We start from the raw sequence: 17,244 nt of genomic DNA on the forward strand, positions 1-17,244 counted from the left end.
GTCTCCGGGGCGTTTGCATCATCGAAAGACGGCCGGAGCGGTGTAGTCGTATATATCGACGCTAGCTGCTGACACGCGCACCCCGTAACCGGAAAAGGCTATGGGCGCTGCTGGGCCGGAGTTCGCAGATGGGGCAGGAGTGCACGCGTGGTCGCGGCGATGGTCGCCTCGAGCCGGGTGAGGTGGTCCTCCGTCACCGGTCCGCCGGCATCGGCGCAGGCCTCGATCTCCGCGCACCGGGCGGACAGAGCTGCGGCACCGATGGTCGCGCTGGATCCGCGCAGTCGGTGCGCCAGGAAGGCAACCTGAGCGACGCTGCCGCGCTCGATCTCGCGACGGAGCAGGGCCACGTGGTTTCCGCTCTCGTCGAGCACGTGCTGCAGGAGCATCGTCTTCGTCTCGGCTCCCATCTCGTCGAGGTAGCCGAAGACCTCCTGATCGATCATCGCGGAGGGGGCGGCAGCAGCAGCACCCTGGCCGTCGCCCGCGTCGAAGGTCTCGAGGTCCCACTCGGACGGGTCAGAGTCGGCATCGTCGTCATCGAGGGCCCGAGTCACCGCCTGCAGCGTGGCTGCCAGGTCGGAGAGGCGGATCGGCTTGCTGAGGAAGAGGTCCATGCCGGCATCGAGACACAGTTGCCGGGACTCGGCGCTGGCACTGGCTGTCAGGGCGATCACCACCGGCTGACGAATCGTGTCGCCCAGCCGCCGGATCAGGCGCGTCGCCTCCAGTCCGTCGACGACGGGCATGTTCAGGTCCATCAGGACAACGTCGAAATTGCCCTGCCGAACGGCCTGGACGGCTTCGGCGCCGTTGCTCACGGTGTCGACCCGGTGCAGGCCTTTGGCGAGCATCAACTGCGCCACCTTCTGGTTGACCAGATTGTCCTCGGCCAGCAGCACCCGCAGCGCCGTAGCCGGTGGATCGGCCGTCGCGGCATCGCGCCGGTCGGGCGACGGCTCACCGGCCAGCGCCTCGATCAGGATCCGTTGAAGTTGGGCACTGCGCACGGGTTTGGTCGCGATGGCAGCGAACAGGAGCCGGTCGTCCGGGTTGAGCGTCGCACTCAGGCTGGTCTGCAGGATGAACGGGGTGTCTTGCCAACCGGGCAGGCGACGGAGTATTCCGGCGACGGCAGCCCCGTTCATGCCCGGCAGCTGCATGTCGAGGATTGCGATGTCGGGAACGGGGCCGGTCCTGGCGCGGTCGAGGAACTCTTCCGCCGAGGAGGTGGCCTCGCAGGTCATGCCCATGCGCTCGACCTGCACCGAGGTCAGCCGACGATTGTCCGCATTGTCGTCCACCATCAGAACCGTCCGAGCAGCGAGGATGGTGGTCCTGGCCCGCCTCCGATCCGGCACACCACTCTCCGGTGCGTCGGCGCCATCGCGCAGACGACGGTCAGGAAGTCTCTTTTTCAGCCAGTCTTCGCTCGCGCCCGTCGATCCGGCGACCCGAACGAACGGCTGCAGGCCGATGGTGAACGAGAACGTGGAGCCCACTCCGACGGTGCTTCGCACCTCGATTCTGCCGCCCATGAGTTCCACGAGAGCCTGACTGATCGCCAGGCCCAAGCCCGTTCCGCCGTAGACCCGCGTCGTGGAGGCGTCCACCTGGCTGAACGACTGGAAGAGCCGGGGCATCCGATCGACCGGGATCCCGATGCCGGTATCGGTGATCCGGAAATGCAGGGCGACCGGTTCCGCATCCCCGGCTACTCCGCCGCCGACCGGCGTCGGAACCCGCACTTCCGGTTCCACCCGCACCAGTACCGAGCCGGCCACGGTGAATTTGACGGCATTCCCGACGAGGTTGACCAGGATTTGGCGCAGCCGTGTGACATCGCCCAGCACCCAGGACGGGCAGTCGTCGGCGAAGTCCCACGACAGGGTCAGGCCCTTCCCGTCAGCGGCGACGGCGAGCAGGCCGACGGCGTCCTCGACCGCCGACACCAGGTCGAACGGCCGGTTCTCCAGTTCCAGCCCACCCGACTCGATCTTCGAGAAATCCAGGATGTCGTTGATGACGTCGAGCAGGAGGTCCCCACTGCGACGTACGGTCTCCACATACTCGCGCTGCACGGAGTCCAGCCGGGTGTCCAACAGCAGTCCGGTCATCCCGATCACCGCGTTCATGGGCGTGCGGATTTCATGACTCATTGTCGCCAGGAACGCCGATTTCGCGGTCGTCGCGGCGAGCGCCGCATCCCGTGCCCGGGCCAGGCTCGCGTTCAATTCAACCTGCTCGGCGCTCACCCGATCCGCATCCCGCACCGCCAGGACCAAACGTGCGGTGCCGGCGAGCAGAGTGCAGATTGCGGCGAGGACGGCGATGGAGGCGAGCTGCGTGAACTCGTTGACGATGATCACGCTCAGGGCTCCCACGCTGAACAAAGCCGGGGCCGCCAGTGCCAGGGTGGCGCTCGCTCCGTCGGGTGGAGCCTGGGCTGTCGGACTCCACGCGGCGAGTCCGAGCAGGATACCCACGGCGGGCCAGACCGCGTCGACTATGCCCCCGCGAACGTAAGTGCCGTCGGCGATCGCGGGGGCGAGGAACGCGTTGGCGGCGGAGAACGACAGGAAGGCGACGGTGAGCAGCACCCAGACGCGACTCGGCCGTCGCCCGTAGATGGTCAGTGCCCCGCCCAGGATCGCCACCGGGATCAGCGCTGCGACCGGGTACGCGAGGGCGAGCACGTCCTCGACGACGATGTCGGACAACGGCCGAATCAGGAAGGAGGCCGTCACAGCGACCAGGCCGAGCCCTGCGATCAGGCCGTCGAACCAGACCGTTGCGGAAATCGGGTGCAGCCGCCCCCGGATCAGCACGACGAGGAAGGCGATGCAGAGCACAAGGAAGGCGGCAAAGAAGATGATCGCCGCAGTGGACGTCGGATGAGGGATCCCCGGCGGGAACGCCACCGATTCGATCGAGTCGGCCACGCCCACGCACACCATGGCCGCGCCGAGCAGGCTCCAGGCCAGCCGGTCAGCGGACACCAGGACCGCACGCGCGATGACCAGACCGGCGATGACGAACTCGAGGACGAGGTACAGCCCGTAGTCCACCCACACCGGTCGCTCCGAGATCGTGAATTCGAGAGTCGACCAGGCGTAGCCCAGGACGGCCAGGGCGACCAGGACGAATCCGGCCCGGATCCAGGGCGGCGCAGCCATCACGTGCGGCTCCGCCCGCCGTCCGGAGACGGCCGCCTGCCGCGGGTCGGCCTCGTGTCGAGCGGTTTCCGTATCGACCGTCATTCGCCTTCTGACCTCTCCGTCCGTCGGACTTCTGCTGGATAGCGACCGGACAGGCACCGCTGCGGCGCGATCACGCTCGTGGCAAGGATACGGACTTCCACGCCTCCCTGGCTCACTTTGCATGCAATGCCGCTCTAAATTACGACATACTGATCATGCGTGACACCCCGAATTGGCGCGCAACGCAGAGTAAACGCTCCCAGATGCCTCAGTATCTGAGCTGCGATTGCATGCAATTCACGTCTTCCGTCTGCGCACGCAGTGCCACAAGCTGTCAGGGGTATCCATGAGTCCATTCGCGTTCCCGCCTGGCAGGCCGGATTTCACCGCATGAGCCGCTCCACGGCACGGACCCCACCGGCCAGACTCCGCATCGGCGTCGTGACCGCCTTCCCGCCGGGGCGCAACAGTCTGAACGAGTTCGGCTTCCACCTCGTCAAGCATCTGGTTGCGCAGAGCGAGGTCCAGGAGGTGCTGCTCTACTCCGATGTGACGGATGCCGGCACCCCGGCCCCGATGGACGGCGTCACCGACCATCCCAGCTGGACCTTCAACAGCGTGACGAACGTGTTCCGTCTGACGCGCACCATCGCCCGAACCCGCCCCGACGCCGTCCTTTTCAACCTGCAGTTCGCGACCTTCGGGGACAAGCGAATCGCCGGAGCGCTCGGCCTGCTGATCCCGGCGCTTCTTCGGGTGATCCGGGTGCCGAGCGTCGTCGTGCTGCACAATCTCGCCGACAACGTCGACATGCAGGATGCCGGCTTCGCCGGTTCGGCGGTGACGGCCCGCCTGATGAAGTTCGCCGGCCGCATTCTCACCCGGGCACTGCTCCGTGCCGATCTCGTCGCCCTGACCATCCCGCGCTATGTCGAATACCTGCAGGAAAGCTACGGCGCGAAAAACGCCCTCCTGGCGCCGCACGGCAGCTTCGAGGAGGTGGCGGTCCCGTCCTTCGGCATCCCCGCCGGCCGCAGACGCATCCTCGCCTTCGGGAAGTGGGGAACCTACAAAACCGTGGATGTTCTCGTCGAGGCCTACCAGGAGCTGCTGCGGCGGGGCTACCGGGACCTCGAGCTCACCCTCGCCGGAACCGACAGCCCGAACTCCGCCGGCTACATGGCCTCCGTCGCGGACCGTTTCGCCGCCCTGCCGAACCTCGTGTTGACCGGTTATGTCGCGGAGGACGAGGTCGCCCCGCTGTTCTCCTCAGCGACCGTCGTGGCCTTCCCCTACACATCGACCACCGGGAGCTCGGGGGTGCTGCATCAGGCCGGCGAGTACGGTCGCGCGGCGGTGCTTCCCCGCATCGGCGACCTCATCGACATCATCGAGGAAGAGGGGTTCCTCGGAGTGTATTTCGAGCCCGGCGACGCAGAGAGCCTCGCGGACGCACTGGCCCTGGTCCTTGATGACCCGAATCGGCGCACGTCCATCGGCCGCCGCAATTTCGCCGCCGCCTCCGGAATCCCGATGTCCGAGGTCGTGCACTGGCACCTGATCCACATTCAGCGGCTGCTCGACCGGCGGCCCGCCCGGTGAGCACGGGAGTGGGTACCGGTTCGGCCGGTACGAAGTCCCTCGTCGGAGGTGGCACGTACCTCGCCGTGGCGATGATCGTCGCCAATGTGGGCAACTATGCGCTCAACCTGTTCCTGGGGCGAGTGCTGACCCCGGCGGAGTTCTCGGACGCCAACCTGATGGTGACCCTGATGCTCACCCTCACGTCCATCGCCCTCGGCCTGCAACTCGTCGCGGCGCGCTTCGTCGGAACGTACGACGAGGCCGGCCGACCCGAGAAATCCGAACGCCTCGCACGCACGCTGCGCGTCTACGCGCTCGGCGCCGGACTCGTGACCGGGTTGGCGCTCGCCGGCGGCAGCGGGTTCTGGTCCGAATTGTTCCAGACGGCATCGTTCTGGCCGTTCGTCATCCTCGGAGCCGGGATGCCGTTCTACCTGGTCCAGTCCGTGGGACGGGGGGTGATGCAGGGTCGGCTCCGGTTCAGAGAGCTCGCCGCGTCCTTCGTGGTGGAGATGATCGTGCGGCTGGGCGCCGGTGTGGTGCTCGTCGCCCTGGGCTTAGGGGTGAACGGCGCGACAGTCGCGCTCACCGCATCGTTTGTCGCCACCTGGCTCACCGTGAAGCTCCTGGCCAGGGTCGGACCAGCCCTGGCCGGCTCAGCCCCCGCTCCCGAAGTGCGCGCCTACGCCGCCCTCGTAGCGGTCCTTCTGATCGGACAGATCATCGCCAACAACAGCGACGTCCTCGTCGCGAAAGCTTTTTTCACACCGGATGCCGCGGGCATCTACGCGGCGATCGCCCTCGTCGGCCGGGCCGTGTTCTTCCTGGCCTGGTCGGTCGCGACGGTCGTCTTCCCCGTCGTGGCACGTCGGCACGCGAGCGGCGGCGACACCGTCTCGATCCTCACCGGCGGAATCGCGGCCGTCGCGGCCATCGGCGCCGCCTGCACCCTGGGCGCCCTGTGGTTGGGCGGCCCGATCCTCGGAGTCATCCTCGGACCGGACTACGGCGACCTCTCCGCCCCACTCGCTGCGTACGCAGGCATGACCACTCTCTTCGCCGTGGCGAATCTCATCGCCAGCCACGAACTCTCCCAGGGGCGCAACACACAGTCGTGGTTGTTGCTCGGAGCATCGGCCCTGCAGCTCGGACTGCTGCTGATCTGGCACGAGTCGACCGCCCAGCTGATCCTCGTCCAATTCGTGGCGATGGCCGCGCTCCTCCTGGTGATGGCCGCGCGTCGTGTCATGCGAATTTCTTCTTCCCCGATCCTCCCAGCAGAAGGGCCGTCGCGATGAGCGCAGAATCCGGCACGTACCAGGCCTACCGGACGTGGGTCACCGAGAAGGCGACGGTCCGTCCGCTGATCTCGGTCGTCATTCCGGCGTACAACGAAGAGTGGCGGATTCTGCCGACCATCGGCGCGATCGCGACTCATATGTGTTCGCGGGGCGAACCGTGGGAACTCATCATCGCCGACGACGGGTCCACCGACACGACGGTCTCACTTCTGGAAGACCTGCGCTTTCCGAACATGACGGTGCTGGTGGCCGCCCGGAACGCCGGTAAGGGTGACGCCGTACGCCGCGGCATGCTCGCGGCCCGCGGCGACGTCATCCTGTTCGCGGACGCGGACCAGTCCACCCCGATCGAGCAGTTCGACCGCCTCCTGGACAAGATCAATGCCGGCTACGACGTCGTCGTCGGCTCGCGCGCCGCCGACGGAGCCACAGTCAGTAGCAAGAGCGCGCTGCGCAAGGTTCTGAGCCGTGGTCTCAACCTGATCGTCCGGGGTGGTTTCGGCATCTCGGTCTCCGACACCCAGTGTGGGTTCAAGCTGTTCACGGCCCCGGCTGCGCGGTCCCTGTTCACGCTCCAGGTTATTGACGGGTTCTCGTTCGACCTCGAGGTGATCTACCTGGCCGGCCGGCTCGGACTGCGCACCAGCGAGGTTCCGGTCGAATGGATCGACGCCCCCGGCTCGACCGTCGACGCCGCCAAAGTCAGCCTGCAGTTCCTGGCGGACCTGGCCAGGATCAAGGTCCGCGATCTGCGCGGCCAGTACCCCGTCACCGCCCATTCCCCGGCGGGCCGACCGGCTCCCTCCCCCCACAACTTGCCCCGATCGGATAGGACACCACGATGAGAATCCGCACAGAATCTGGAATCGGCCACACGGCAGTGAGCCTCGCCGGCCGTTTCGACGCTCACGAGACTGCAGCCTTCCGGGTGGTCGTCGATGCCCTGTTCGGCCCCGACCAGGCCACCGTGCGTCTCGACCTCTCGAATGTCGTCTTCGTCGACTCCAGCGCCCTCGCCGAGCTCCTGCGCGTGCAGAAGGCTGCCCGGGCAGCCGGCGGCGAGGTCGTCCTCGTCAACGTCTCCGACCCGGTCCGCATCATCCTGGAGCTGACCGAATTGAAGCAGGTCTTCACCCTGGAAACCACGCCACAGACGGCTTCGACGCTCTCGTGACCGCCGCGCTGCCCCACGAATTGATCGAGAGCGACGCCGCCGACGCCGCCCTCGAGCGTCTGCTCGTGGGTGCCGGCGCCCGAAGCATCCACAAGTCCCCCGGCCCGGACTGGACCATTTCGGGCCCCGTGTCGCGTGACGCTCTGGACGCGGTCAACGAGGTCCGCCGAGCCATCCACGACATCTACGCCGCCCAGGACGAGATCGCCGGCGCCCTGGTCCGAAGCCAGGACGACCTTCTCGCCCTGAGGGCGCTCACGCAGGTGAACGTGGGCACCCTCGGCGTTTTCGAGTCGTTCCAGGACCTGTTGCGGGAATCCAGGGACCTCACCTCCTCCGACGTCGTCGCGCTGCTGGACGACCGTCTGATGCAGAGCTCAGGAGGCCGCGGCGCGGATTCGGCGGCGTTCGCCGAGCTTCTGCTCGAGGCCGCGGACGTACCCGGAGACCTGGAACCGAGACTCGCCAGGGGCGGTCACGCCGTCGTCGCCCCCCTCGTGACTCCGGGGGGCGGTGTCCGCGTGCTGGCGTTCCTGCGCGTAGCGGGGCCGGTCTACTCCACAGGAGATCTGCGCCTGATCAGGGCAGCGGTGGCCGCTGCCAATATGCGGTTCACCCTCACCCGCCTGCACCTCCTCGAGATCAAGCGCGCCACCTTCGAACGCGAACACGAGGTGGCCTCGAGCCTGGCGCAGGCGGTCTTCTCCCAACCCGCACCGGTACTCGCCGGGGTCGACGTGTTCTCGGATACCCTTCCGGCCAGCCTCGCCGGTGGAGACTTCTTCGCTTTCGCCGTTGTCGACGGGGTGATCTGGTTCACTGTCGGGGACGTCGCGGGCAAAGGCCTTCCGGCGGCCATGGTCATGACCCGGGCGGTCAGCGCCGCTCGGGTCGCGTTCCTCACCCACCCGGACGACGACGCCGCCGGGGCGATGCTGGCCATGGGTGCGGAACTGTACGACTATCTCGACGACGTCGGCCTCTTCATCACCGTGGTGATCGGCGCGTACCGGCCCGCCACCGGCATCCTGCACCTGTGCAACGCCGGTCATTCCCCCGTCATGCTGGTGCGGGACGGTGCGATCACCCTCGTTCCGGCGTCGATCCCGCCGCTGGGCGTTCTGCCGGCCCCGGTTGGCCGAACGGTACGCTTCGACCTCGACGCCGGCGACGCGTTGGTGCTCGGTTCCGACGGTCTTGCCGAGCAGGAGAATCCCCGGGGAGTCATGCTCGGCTATGACCGGCTGGGCGAAGTCTGTGCTGAGCTTCAGGGCGCATCCGCCGCCCGATTGGGACACCATATTCTGGATGCCGTGACCACACACGCCGATGGCGCGCCCTTCTCCGACGATCGCACTCTCGTCATCCTCCGAGCCGTCGAGATGGCACGATGACCCCCGCCGAGCGCGACGAGCTGGTGATCGAGGGTGACAGCCTCGCGATCAGGAGGATCGGGCCCTGGCTGCGTGACCGGCTCGACGGCCTGCCGGCCGACGAGGCGGGCGAGATCGCGGCGCGACTGGAACTGGCCGTTCATGAGGTAGCGATGAACATGGTCGACCATGCGCGTCTCCCCGCCTCCGCCCTCCTCCGGTTCCGGGCCGCGATCACCGACACCGTCGTCGAGGTCAGCGTCACCGATCCGGGTGAGCCCTTCGACCCCGATACCGAGAAGACGCCCACCGCCGGGACACCCCAGGAACGCGGTTACGGTCTGATGATCGTTCGGAAACTGGTCGATCACCTCGAATACACCCGGCTCGACGCCGGAAATGAATGGATCCTGCGAGTCAACCGCACCAGCCCCGCCGATCCCGGCACACCGGAAGTGAGCAGCACCCATGACTGACGTCTTCACGCTCGACGACTCGCAGCCCACCTTGAGCGCGAGCCTCACGTTCCCGGCCACCGGACTCGCGATCGTCGCGCTCACCGGCCGACTCGATGCCGTCGCCGCGCCGGAGCTGCGTCTCCGGCTGACCGAGGCCGACGTCGCCGGATGCGCCAACGTCGTGTTCGACCTGTCCGCTGTCACCTTCGTGGACAGCGCCGGCCTTGCCGTTCTGGTCTGGCTCCGGCGCAGATGCCGGGCGGAAGGCGGAGACGTGGTGCTGGTCAGTCCGGATCTCGTCGACGCGATGCGCGTCTTCCGGCTCACCCAGTTCGATCAGGTGTTCCGGATGCTCCCGGACTCGGCAAGTTAGGGCCGGCGAATGAGCTACACCGCCCTGGTCGTGGACGATGAGATCGTTTCCCGCCTCGTCCTCTCGCACATGCTCCGCCGAGCCGGCTGGACCGTCACCGAAGCCGACGACGTCGCCCCGGCAGTCGCGCTCACCGAGGCCCGGGACTTCACCGCGATCTTCTCTGATTTCTCGATGCCGGGCGGCACAGGCATCGATCTGCTGAATTCCCTGCCGCAGGCGCCGAACCGCCCCCTCTTCGTCCTGGTGACCGGCGTTGTGGAACACTCGTCCGTCGGCCGTGACCTGGCCGGTGTCGACGGCCACCTGACCAAGCCGATCAGCTCGCGCGCTCTCGCCGAGTGCCTCGCCGGCGTCCGTCCGGCCGAAAGCGACCGGTGACCCAGGTCAGGATGCCCTCCCTGGCCACCGCCGCCATCGTCGTCGGCTGGCTCCTGGCCGGCAGCCTGGCTGCGGTCGCCGTGGCCAGGGCAGTTGACGCGGACGGGAGATCCATTCAGATCGGAATCCAGGGGATCGCCGTCTGGCTCCTGATTCCGGCCTACCCGCTCCTGGTGGGCGCCGTGATCGCCGTCGTGCGCCGGCGCCGACGTGGCACGGCCGGCCTCCGATGGTGCGTCGCACTCGCCTCGGTCGCACTCGTCCTGGTCGGCGTGCAGGTGCTGCTTCTCGTGTCCGCGATCGGCTGGAACGGAACCCGCTCCGCGCCGGTCGGCTCCGGCGCACTGCGGATCGTGAGTGCGAACGTGCTGCTCGACAACACGCAGGTCCCCGATCTGGCCAGAGAACTCGTCGCGACGGGCGCCGACGTCATCGTGCTGCAGGAAGTCACCCCGGAGCACGTCACCGCCCTGAACGCTTCGCCGCTCGCGGCCGCTTACCCCCACCGGCTGCTCGACCCGCTTCCGGGCTACCACGGCTCGGCGATCTTCTCCCGGTTCGCGATCGCGGGCGGCGGGCCCATCGACGTGGCCGGTTCCCCCATGTTGCAGGCGGACATCCACCTCCCCGGCGGACTCATCCGGCTGATCAACGTGCACACGGTCGCTCCGATCGGTGCGGGCAACGCCGCAGCGTGGCGGGAGCAGTTCGCCGAACTCAGCCGGATGGCCGGGACCGAGACGAGTCCGCTCATCCTCGCCGGCGATTTCAACGCCACACTCGACCACGCGCCACTGCGACGACTCCTGGCCGAAGGATTGCGGGACGCGTTCGTCGAGGGCGGCACCGGCTTCGGGGCGACCTGGCCCCGATGGGACGGCATTGTTCCTCCGGTGATGCGGCTGGACCATGTGCTCGTCAGCTCGGAGATCAGCGTCGTCTCACTGGCCACCCAGACGAGCTCCGGCAGCGACCACCGCCGACTCCTCGTCGATCTTGCCCTTCCCCCTGCCTCATGACCCTGACCTTGACCCGGGCGAAGGAGTCTCGCGACCACGTCGAGCGACCGAGAATTGGCTTCGTTCGTCGCCACCGGCTTCTGTTGATCGCGCTCATTCTGGTGGTGCTCTTCCACGGTTCGCTGCTGCTCTCCGGAAGTTACCAGCGCACCTACGACGCCTACGTACACATCTTCTTCGCCGACCACTACGCGAGGGATTGGTTCTCCAGCTGGGATACCCGGTGGTACACCGGATTCTCGACGCTGAGCTACCCACCGGGCAGCCATTTCCTGGTCGCCGGATTCAGCAAGGTGATCGGACTGCGACCGGGGTTCGTCGTGGTGCAGATCTTCGCATTGCTCAACCTCACCATCGGGGTCTACCGGTGGAGCCGCATCTGGGTCAATCGCACGTCGGCCGGCTGGGCGGCGATCGCCCTGGTTGTGGCCTCGTCGATCGCCGAAACCGTGCACGTCTTCGGCCAGCTGCCGACCACGCTGTCGCTCGGGTTCCTGCTCAACGCCCTGCCCTTCGCATACGCCTGGGTGCGAACGGGCAACAAGAAGGCCCTGCTCGCGGGGGTGGGCTGCATCATGGCCACCACGGCCTGCCACCACGTCACCACCCTGTTCGGTTCGATCTTCTTCCTCGGGCCGGTGCTGGTCGCCGCGGTTGTCCTCGCCCTGCGCACCCCGCTCGCGGGGGAACCCGCCGGGCATCCGCCCCGTTTCCGTTTCCGACTCCTCTGGCCGCTGATCGCGCGACGCCTCCGCCGGGCGATGCCGGCGCTCACTCGCACCGGCATCTTCGGCGTGCTGCTCGTGGTGGCCCTGGTCGCCGTCGTGTTCCCCTACTGGCTGTACTCACGAAGCGATCCGATCACCCAGGTGTCGATACCGCACGCCAGCCGCGACAACTTCCTGGTCAACGTCAACGCGGGCCTGGTGTTCTGGGCGATCCCCTGGGGCACGACCCTGCTCGTCCTTCCCTACGCGTTCGTTCGCGGCCTGACCGGCAGGGCCTGGCCCCTCGCCCTCTCGCTGGGCGCGCTGGCGTTCCTGGGCACCGGAGGCACCACCCCGATTCCCCGGTTGCTGCTGGGAGGCGCATACGACATCCTCACGCTGGACCGTTTCACATTCTGGGCCACCATCTCGGTACTGCCGTTCGTCGGACTGTTCGTGTCGAGTCTCACCACCGGGTCGATCCGCGCCTGGCTGCTCGCGCACGTCGGGCGAACCCTCTCCGTGGTCCTGCCGGCCATTCTTCTGACCGCCCACCTGGCCACGACCCTGTTCGCGGCCAACCTGACCCACTACCGCGCGTTCCAGCCTGCCCCCATCGATGTCGCCCCGATCGCGTCCTTCATGGACAAGGACCAGCACTCGCAATGGCGATACCTGACGCTCGGCTTCGGTGACCAGATGGCATGGCTGGGCGCCAATATGACGGCAGGCACCGTCGACGGCAACTACCACTCCGCCCGCCAGCTCCCCGAACTGACGTCCCGGCCGATCGAACGGCTGGAGGGCGCCAAGTACTCCGGGGTGCCCGGTATCGGGAGCCTGCAGCAATTCCTCGCGGTGCCCGGCCGGTACTCCCTCAAGTACGTCTTCAGCAATGACGCGTTCTACTCCCCGCTGCTCGACGCTAGCGGTTGGACCAATCTGGGGCCGCTCGAAAACGGCGTCGAGGTCTGGGAACGCGCCGATGTGGCCCCGCTGCCCACGAACGAGGTCTCCAACGAGGCGCCGCTCTGGAAACGCCTCTGGTGGGGCATCATCCCCCCGGCCTCGATCGCCACGGCCCTCCTCCTCCTGCTGTGGTCACTCGTCGGGTCGCCGACGTGGGGCCTGCCCTCGAACCGGCGAACCCGTTCGTTCCGCGCCGCGCTGCGCGCCCTCGTCAACCCCCTCTTCCGAGCCGCCGCCGGGCTCGACGCCGCTCTCGCCCGGGCGAGCGAACGCATCCCGCCGGTCGAAGATCCGGCATCCGCCTCAACGGACACCGGTTGGTTGCCGTGGGCTGCCCCGCTTCCCGCTCTCCGGAGGCGCGCCCGAGCACGTGTGCGGCGCCGCCGCCGCCGCCGGCAGGCCGCAGCGGTGACCGTTCTCCTCGTCCTCGCCGCCGCCGGGGGTGCCTTCGCTGTCGCAAAGCCCCGCCAGCCCACCGCAGCCGCGGTCGTGGAAGCCTACTATGAGCACCTCGACTTCCGTCGGTTCGCCGACGCGTATGCCCTCCTCGACCCGGCCACCCGACCGGACTACACGCGGTTCCAGCAGGAGCTGGGTCGCGACGGCGGCCTCGTCGCATCCTTCGCCAAACTGGCCTCGGTCTCGACCGTCCAGACGTCGAGCACACCCGGCGGGCAGGTGCTGACCACCAGCCTCACCTACCTCACCTCGCTGCAGTCCTACGTCGTAACCACACCGGTCTCCCTGGTCCACGCGTCAGGCGGCTGGTTCATCGACCTGCCCGCGGCCGACGCGACCAGCCCGCCCGACCAATTCACCAGCCGTCCCGCGGTGGGATTCCTTTCCCAGGGCCGGCGGGCCATCAGCGTTGACGGCACGGACACGGTCGATGTTCTCGACCGTCCCGAGCTCACCCTGGCCAACGTGAAGTCTCTGTTGGTCGACGGCCGCTGGGTCGTGATCGGGGAGGTCACCAACGCCGACGTCGATCCAGCCGACGTCACGGTCGAGGCGCAACTGCGCGACCGGAGCGGCACGCTGCTGGCCAGCTGGGACGCCTCCCAGGTACTCGTCCACAAGCTCATGCCCGGAGCCACGAGTCCTTTCCGGATCGAATTCCAGAGCCTCGCCGGCACCGGCGACTACGGCCCGGAGGCGGGTGGCGGCCTCAGGAACGCCACCCCGGACACACCGGGTTCGGCGACCACGGTCACGGCGGCGGCGCCCGCCAAGACCTCCGACGTCTATGGTCCCGTCGAGTTCGACCCGCAGACCATCACCCCCCTCGTCCTGGCCGCCGACGCACAGGTCGCATCGGTGGACGTCTATGCCAGGGCCGTCGTCACGGCGCGGGCGACCGAGCGTGGGCTGCAGGTGCAGCACCTGCGGCTGGGGGGTTCGGCGGAGCTGGGCTACTTCGTGGCCGGGGAACTGCGGAACGACGGCACGGTCGAGGCCTCGGTGCCGCACCTCCTGCTCTCCTACACGGCGGCCGACGGTACCCTGGCGTGGGTCGACCACGCCTACCTCGAGCACAGCATCGCCCCGCAGTCGGTCACCATGTTCCAGATTCCCCTGGCATCGAGCACGCTGATCATCCCCGCCGCGGTCCCGGCGGAAGGGTTCGGCGGTCCCGCCCATTCCCCGCCTGCGTCCGCTCTCGACGCGGCCCTGCAATTGCCGCCCGACACCGGATTCGCCGGGCTCTCTCTCACCGCCACGACCTTCGCCCGATTGGGCGCGCCATGAGGCGGGTACGGTCCGGCCCGCTGCTCGCCCTGCTGCTGCCCCCGATGCTGGCCCTGGGACTCGCCACAGACACCGGCGCGGGCGCCCGCGCCTCCGCGGGTCCCCTGCACAGCGAACGGACGGCCCTCGCCGTCGACGCCCCGGCGTCGGCCGAGGCCGGACGGGTGCTGACCGTGGCCGTCTCGGGCGCCGGCAACGGCTCCACCGTGCGATTGATCGCCATCGGTTCCCTCGGCCAGATCGTGCTCACCGCAACCGCCACGGCCGACACCGCGCGCTTTCATCTCCCGGTCGCTTTCACCCGCACCGCCGGCTCGGTCACCCTGGTGGCGACCTCCGCCGGCTTCGTCGCGCACGGCACCACCGAGCTCCTCGCCGGCACCGCGGTCGGTCCGGTGCAGGCGGTGGTCGGTGCGCGCTCCATCGTCGCCGACGGAGCCGACGCGTCGATGGTCGTCACCATCCCGGTCGACGTCTGGGGCAATGCCGTCGCCGAGGGCTCGCCCGTGCAGTTCTTCCGGCAGAATCCCGACGGCACGCAAGGTACCAGCCAGACCACGATGACTCACCTCCTCGCCTTTGCAAACCTCCTCTCCGGCACCCGTGCCGGTCGCGGCACGGTCTGGGTCTCCGTCGGCACCGTGTCCGGCCCCGCCGTCAGCCTCGACGAGGTCGCCGGTCCCCCCGAGCCCTTCACGCTCGAACCGGTCGAGCCGCTGCTGGCCGGCAGGGCCATGGCCGACGGTCAGACGTTGGTGCCGGTGCGGACATCCGTGCTGCGCGACCGATTCGGGAACGTTGAACCTGACGGCACCCAGGTGACCGTGGAGTGGTCCGGGGCGGAGGGACCGGCGCGCGCCACCGCTGTCACGATCGCCGGCGTCGCGCAGATCTCCGTTCAGGCTCCCTCCACGCCCGGAGATCTCCAGATCACCGGCTTCTGCCGCGGCGTGGCGTCGGCCGGCGCACTGGTGCTTCCGTTCTCAGCCGCGGTGGGCGACTTCCCCGTGACCGCGGACCTGCGCCCTGCCGCCGTGAACGTCACGGTCGGACCGGTCACCGGATACGGGGGCAGCCTCGTGCCTGACGGAACCCCGGTCTCAGTCAGTGTGACCGACGAGACTGGTCCGGCCGGTTCCCGTTCGGGCGGTCTCGTCAATGGAACCGCCGACGTCGTCGTACCGAGCCGGAAACTCGTCGGCCGGGTCACCGTCACGGTTTCGGTGCTCGGCGCCCAGACCGAGAAGACGCTCCGATGACCGACACCAGGGCGGCTCTGCGACGTTCGCGCACGCTCACGCGCGGCCGCACGAAACGCGTCGCCGCGGCGGTGCTCGCCCTCGGTCTCGTGGCCCTGACGAGCGGGCTCCTCGTCATGTCGGGGCAGGTCACCCTGCAAACGTCGACCGGTGCGGCAGTGTCCTCCGGACTGAACGAAGTCGCGACGGTCCCGGCCAACGCCGACCAGCTCGTAAATTGGTTGCCCGACGCCTGGCCGGATGAGCGGGAAATGGAGCCCGCTTCCCGCACCAGGATAGCCGCGAGCTATATCCGGGCCTGGGCCGCGATCGGTCGCTTTCAATCCACGGGCGAGACGCCAGCCGTCATCGATACGTTCAGCGGGGCCGCCCGGCGTGCCGTTCTTGAGCTGCCGAGCACTGGGCCGAGCGCCACCTGGGACCTCCGGCACTCCCTCGAGCTCGAGTTCTACTCGCTTGACGGAGCCACGGTCGCTTTCCAGGACCAGGGTGCGCGCATCGCCCGCACGGTCGGCACCGGAGAGTCCGAGACTGTCATCCTCAGCCAGGAGACGTACGACGTCGTGATGGTCCTCGAGGACGGGTTCTGGCGCATCCGTCAGCTGAAACGCGCGCTCGGCAGCGACGATGTCACGGTGACGACCGCTGCCGCGGGAGCGGCCACGATCACCGGCGCCACCCCGAGAGCCCCTCTCCCGATCCCCTCGAGTCGCGCCACCGAATACCGGCCGGACGGGTGGGAGGCGCGTGACCCCGCCGAGCTCGCAGCAGACTTCACCCGACTGCGTGCGCTCGGTTTTGACACCATCCGGGTGCCGCTGTCCTTCACGGACCTGGGTGGCACTCGTCCGACCGACGACGCCATCGACGGAGTGACAACGCTGCTCGAGCAGGCCGACGCGCACGGGCTGCGGGTCGCGCTGGTCCTCTTCGACGACTTCCCGGACCTCACTCCGGCGACGTGGGTCGGCGCCGGAGCCCATCTGACCCGAATCGCGACCGCTGTCCGAGGCCAACCTGCGCTCGTTCTCTGGGACCTCGCCGATCGGCCCGACCTCCGTACGAGCGGGCCGACCAGCGCCGCAGAAATCCGCGCGTTCCTCGTTTACGCCGGCTCCGCGCTGCGCGAAATCGACCCAGAAACGCCGCAGACGATCTCGTGGGCGACCAGCGCGACCGCTGCCGATCCGGCCATGGCGGGCCTCGTCGACGGCGTGACCCTCCATCTGACCGGGAACGAGGACCCAGCCGGTGCAATCCAGGCAGTGCGCACCGCGGTGCCCGACAGACCTGTTTTGCTCACTGTGACGGGCCTCGATACCGACGGCGGCTGGAGCCCGCTCCCGCGAACCGAGGCCCGGCAGGTCGTCGACGTCGATCGGGTGCTCCAGGCCGGTGAACGCGCCGGTCTGTCGCGTGTGAGCGTGGCAACGTTCATCGATACCGAAACGGATGCCGGCGGGCTGCTGCGCCGCGACGCCTCCGCGAAACCGGCCGCCGCTTTGTTCGCCGCGAGCGCTGAACCAGCCGCCGTTTCCCCGCCCGGTGTACTCGACTACGCCCGATCGAAGTTCTGGATCCTGATGACCGCGCTCTTCGCCGCGGCCGCCAGCGTCCTGCTGTGGGTCCGGCGGCGCAAACATACAGCGCCTGCGAGGCCGAAAACGTCAAGCGAGGCCGACGGTGATTGAAAAGCG

13 protein-coding genes are annotated in these 17,244 nt (G+C 68.3%); 12 read left to right on the top strand and 1 reads right to left on the bottom strand.

Going from position 1 to position 17,244, the window contains the following annotated elements:
- Positions 1-98 precede the first annotated feature (98 nt).
- The gene (locus tag E3T49_RS07335; RefSeq protein WP_134424315.1) at positions 99-3,260 is read right to left on the bottom strand and encodes a hybrid sensor histidine kinase/response regulator; all 3,162 of its coding nucleotides are present in this window, start codon (positions 3,258-3,260) and stop codon (positions 99-101) included.
- 330 nt (positions 3,261-3,590) lie between these two features.
- On the opposite strand from E3T49_RS07335, the gene E3T49_RS07340 reads away from it, so the two are divergent.
- From E3T49_RS07340 to E3T49_RS07395, 12 genes are read left to right on the top strand one after another with little or no spacing between them, the layout of a single operon-like run.
- The gene (locus tag E3T49_RS07340; RefSeq protein ID WP_134424316.1) at positions 3,591-4,802 is read left to right on the top strand and encodes a glycosyltransferase; all 1,212 of its coding nucleotides are present in this window, start codon (positions 3,591-3,593) and stop codon (positions 4,800-4,802) included.
- Positions 4,799-6,082, top strand: coding sequence for an oligosaccharide flippase family protein (locus E3T49_RS07345; RefSeq protein ID WP_134424317.1), 1,284 nt, complete (start codon positions 4,799-4,801; stop codon positions 6,080-6,082). Before E3T49_RS07340 ends, E3T49_RS07345 begins: the two co-directional genes overlap by 4 nt.
- Positions 6,079-6,930, top strand: a complete 852-nt coding sequence (locus E3T49_RS07350) for a dolichyl-phosphate beta-glucosyltransferase (protein ID WP_134424318.1) — start codon at positions 6,079-6,081, stop codon at positions 6,928-6,930. The genes E3T49_RS07345 and E3T49_RS07350 overlap by 4 nt, the downstream gene beginning before the upstream one ends.
- The gene (locus E3T49_RS07355; RefSeq protein WP_134424319.1) at positions 6,927-7,259 is read left to right on the top strand and encodes an STAS domain-containing protein; all 333 of its coding nucleotides are present in this window, start codon (positions 6,927-6,929) and stop codon (positions 7,257-7,259) included. The genes E3T49_RS07350 and E3T49_RS07355 overlap by 4 nt, the downstream gene beginning before the upstream one ends.
- Positions 7,256-8,653: a PP2C family protein-serine/threonine phosphatase gene (locus E3T49_RS07360; protein WP_134424320.1), complete on the top strand. Its 1,398-nt coding sequence runs from the start codon at positions 7,256-7,258 to the stop codon at positions 8,651-8,653. The genes E3T49_RS07355 and E3T49_RS07360 overlap by 4 nt, the downstream gene beginning before the upstream one ends.
- A complete protein-coding gene (locus E3T49_RS07365) occupies positions 8,650-9,108 on the top strand; it encodes an ATP-binding protein (RefSeq protein ID WP_134424321.1) in 459 nt (152 codons plus the stop codon). Before E3T49_RS07360 ends, E3T49_RS07365 begins: the two co-directional genes overlap by 4 nt.
- Positions 9,101-9,463 carry an STAS domain-containing protein gene (locus tag E3T49_RS07370; RefSeq protein ID WP_134424322.1) on the top strand — a complete coding sequence of 121 codons (363 nt, stop codon included), beginning with the start codon at positions 9,101-9,103 and terminating at the stop codon, positions 9,461-9,463. Before E3T49_RS07365 ends, E3T49_RS07370 begins: the two co-directional genes overlap by 8 nt.
- Before the next feature lie 9 nt (positions 9,464-9,472).
- Positions 9,473-9,844, top strand: coding sequence for a response regulator (locus E3T49_RS07375; protein ID WP_134424323.1), 372 nt, complete (start codon positions 9,473-9,475; stop codon positions 9,842-9,844).
- Entirely contained in the window at positions 9,841-10,863 is a 1,023-nt protein-coding gene (locus E3T49_RS07380) for an endonuclease/exonuclease/phosphatase family protein (protein ID WP_134424324.1), read from the top strand. Before E3T49_RS07375 ends, E3T49_RS07380 begins: the two co-directional genes overlap by 4 nt.
- Positions 10,860-14,288, top strand: a complete 3,429-nt coding sequence (locus E3T49_RS07385; RefSeq protein WP_134424325.1) for a hypothetical protein — start codon at positions 10,860-10,862, stop codon at positions 14,286-14,288. The genes E3T49_RS07380 and E3T49_RS07385 overlap by 4 nt, the downstream gene beginning before the upstream one ends.
- Positions 14,285-15,547 (top strand): hypothetical protein, encoded by a 1,263-nt coding sequence (locus E3T49_RS07390; protein ID WP_134424326.1) that lies wholly within the window; start codon positions 14,285-14,287, stop codon positions 15,545-15,547. Before E3T49_RS07385 ends, E3T49_RS07390 begins: the two co-directional genes overlap by 4 nt.
- Positions 15,544-17,238, top strand: a complete 1,695-nt coding sequence (locus E3T49_RS07395; protein ID WP_134424327.1) for a glycoside hydrolase family 5 protein — start codon at positions 15,544-15,546, stop codon at positions 17,236-17,238. Before E3T49_RS07390 ends, E3T49_RS07395 begins: the two co-directional genes overlap by 4 nt.
- The last annotated feature ends 6 nt before the right edge of the window (positions 17,239-17,244 follow it).

The sequence above is a fragment of the Cryobacterium cryoconiti genome (assembly GCF_004403065.1).
Taxonomy (GTDB): domain Bacteria; phylum Actinomycetota; class Actinomycetes; order Actinomycetales; family Microbacteriaceae; genus Cryobacterium; species Cryobacterium cryoconiti.

Coding starts and splice junctions, on each gene's coding strand:
- E3T49_RS07335 (WP_134424315.1), bottom strand. CDS start 3,260: ATGACGGTCGATACGGAAACCGCTCGACACGAGGCCGACCCGCGGCAG.
- E3T49_RS07340 (WP_134424316.1), top strand. CDS start 3,591: ATGAGCCGCTCCACGGCACGGACCCCACCGGCCAGACTCCGCATCGGC.
- E3T49_RS07350 (WP_134424318.1), top strand. CDS start 6,079: ATGAGCGCAGAATCCGGCACGTACCAGGCCTACCGGACGTGGGTCACC.
- E3T49_RS07355 (WP_134424319.1), top strand. CDS start 6,927: ATGAGAATCCGCACAGAATCTGGAATCGGCCACACGGCAGTGAGCCTC.
- E3T49_RS07365 (WP_134424321.1), top strand. CDS start 8,650: ATGACCCCCGCCGAGCGCGACGAGCTGGTGATCGAGGGTGACAGCCTC.
- E3T49_RS07370 (WP_134424322.1), top strand. CDS start 9,101: ATGACTGACGTCTTCACGCTCGACGACTCGCAGCCCACCTTGAGCGCG.
- E3T49_RS07375 (WP_134424323.1), top strand. CDS start 9,473: ATGAGCTACACCGCCCTGGTCGTGGACGATGAGATCGTTTCCCGCCTC.
- E3T49_RS07385 (WP_134424325.1), top strand. CDS start 10,860: ATGACCCTGACCTTGACCCGGGCGAAGGAGTCTCGCGACCACGTCGAG.
- E3T49_RS07390 (WP_134424326.1), top strand. CDS start 14,285: ATGAGGCGGGTACGGTCCGGCCCGCTGCTCGCCCTGCTGCTGCCCCCG.
- E3T49_RS07395 (WP_134424327.1), top strand. CDS start 15,544: ATGACCGACACCAGGGCGGCTCTGCGACGTTCGCGCACGCTCACGCGC.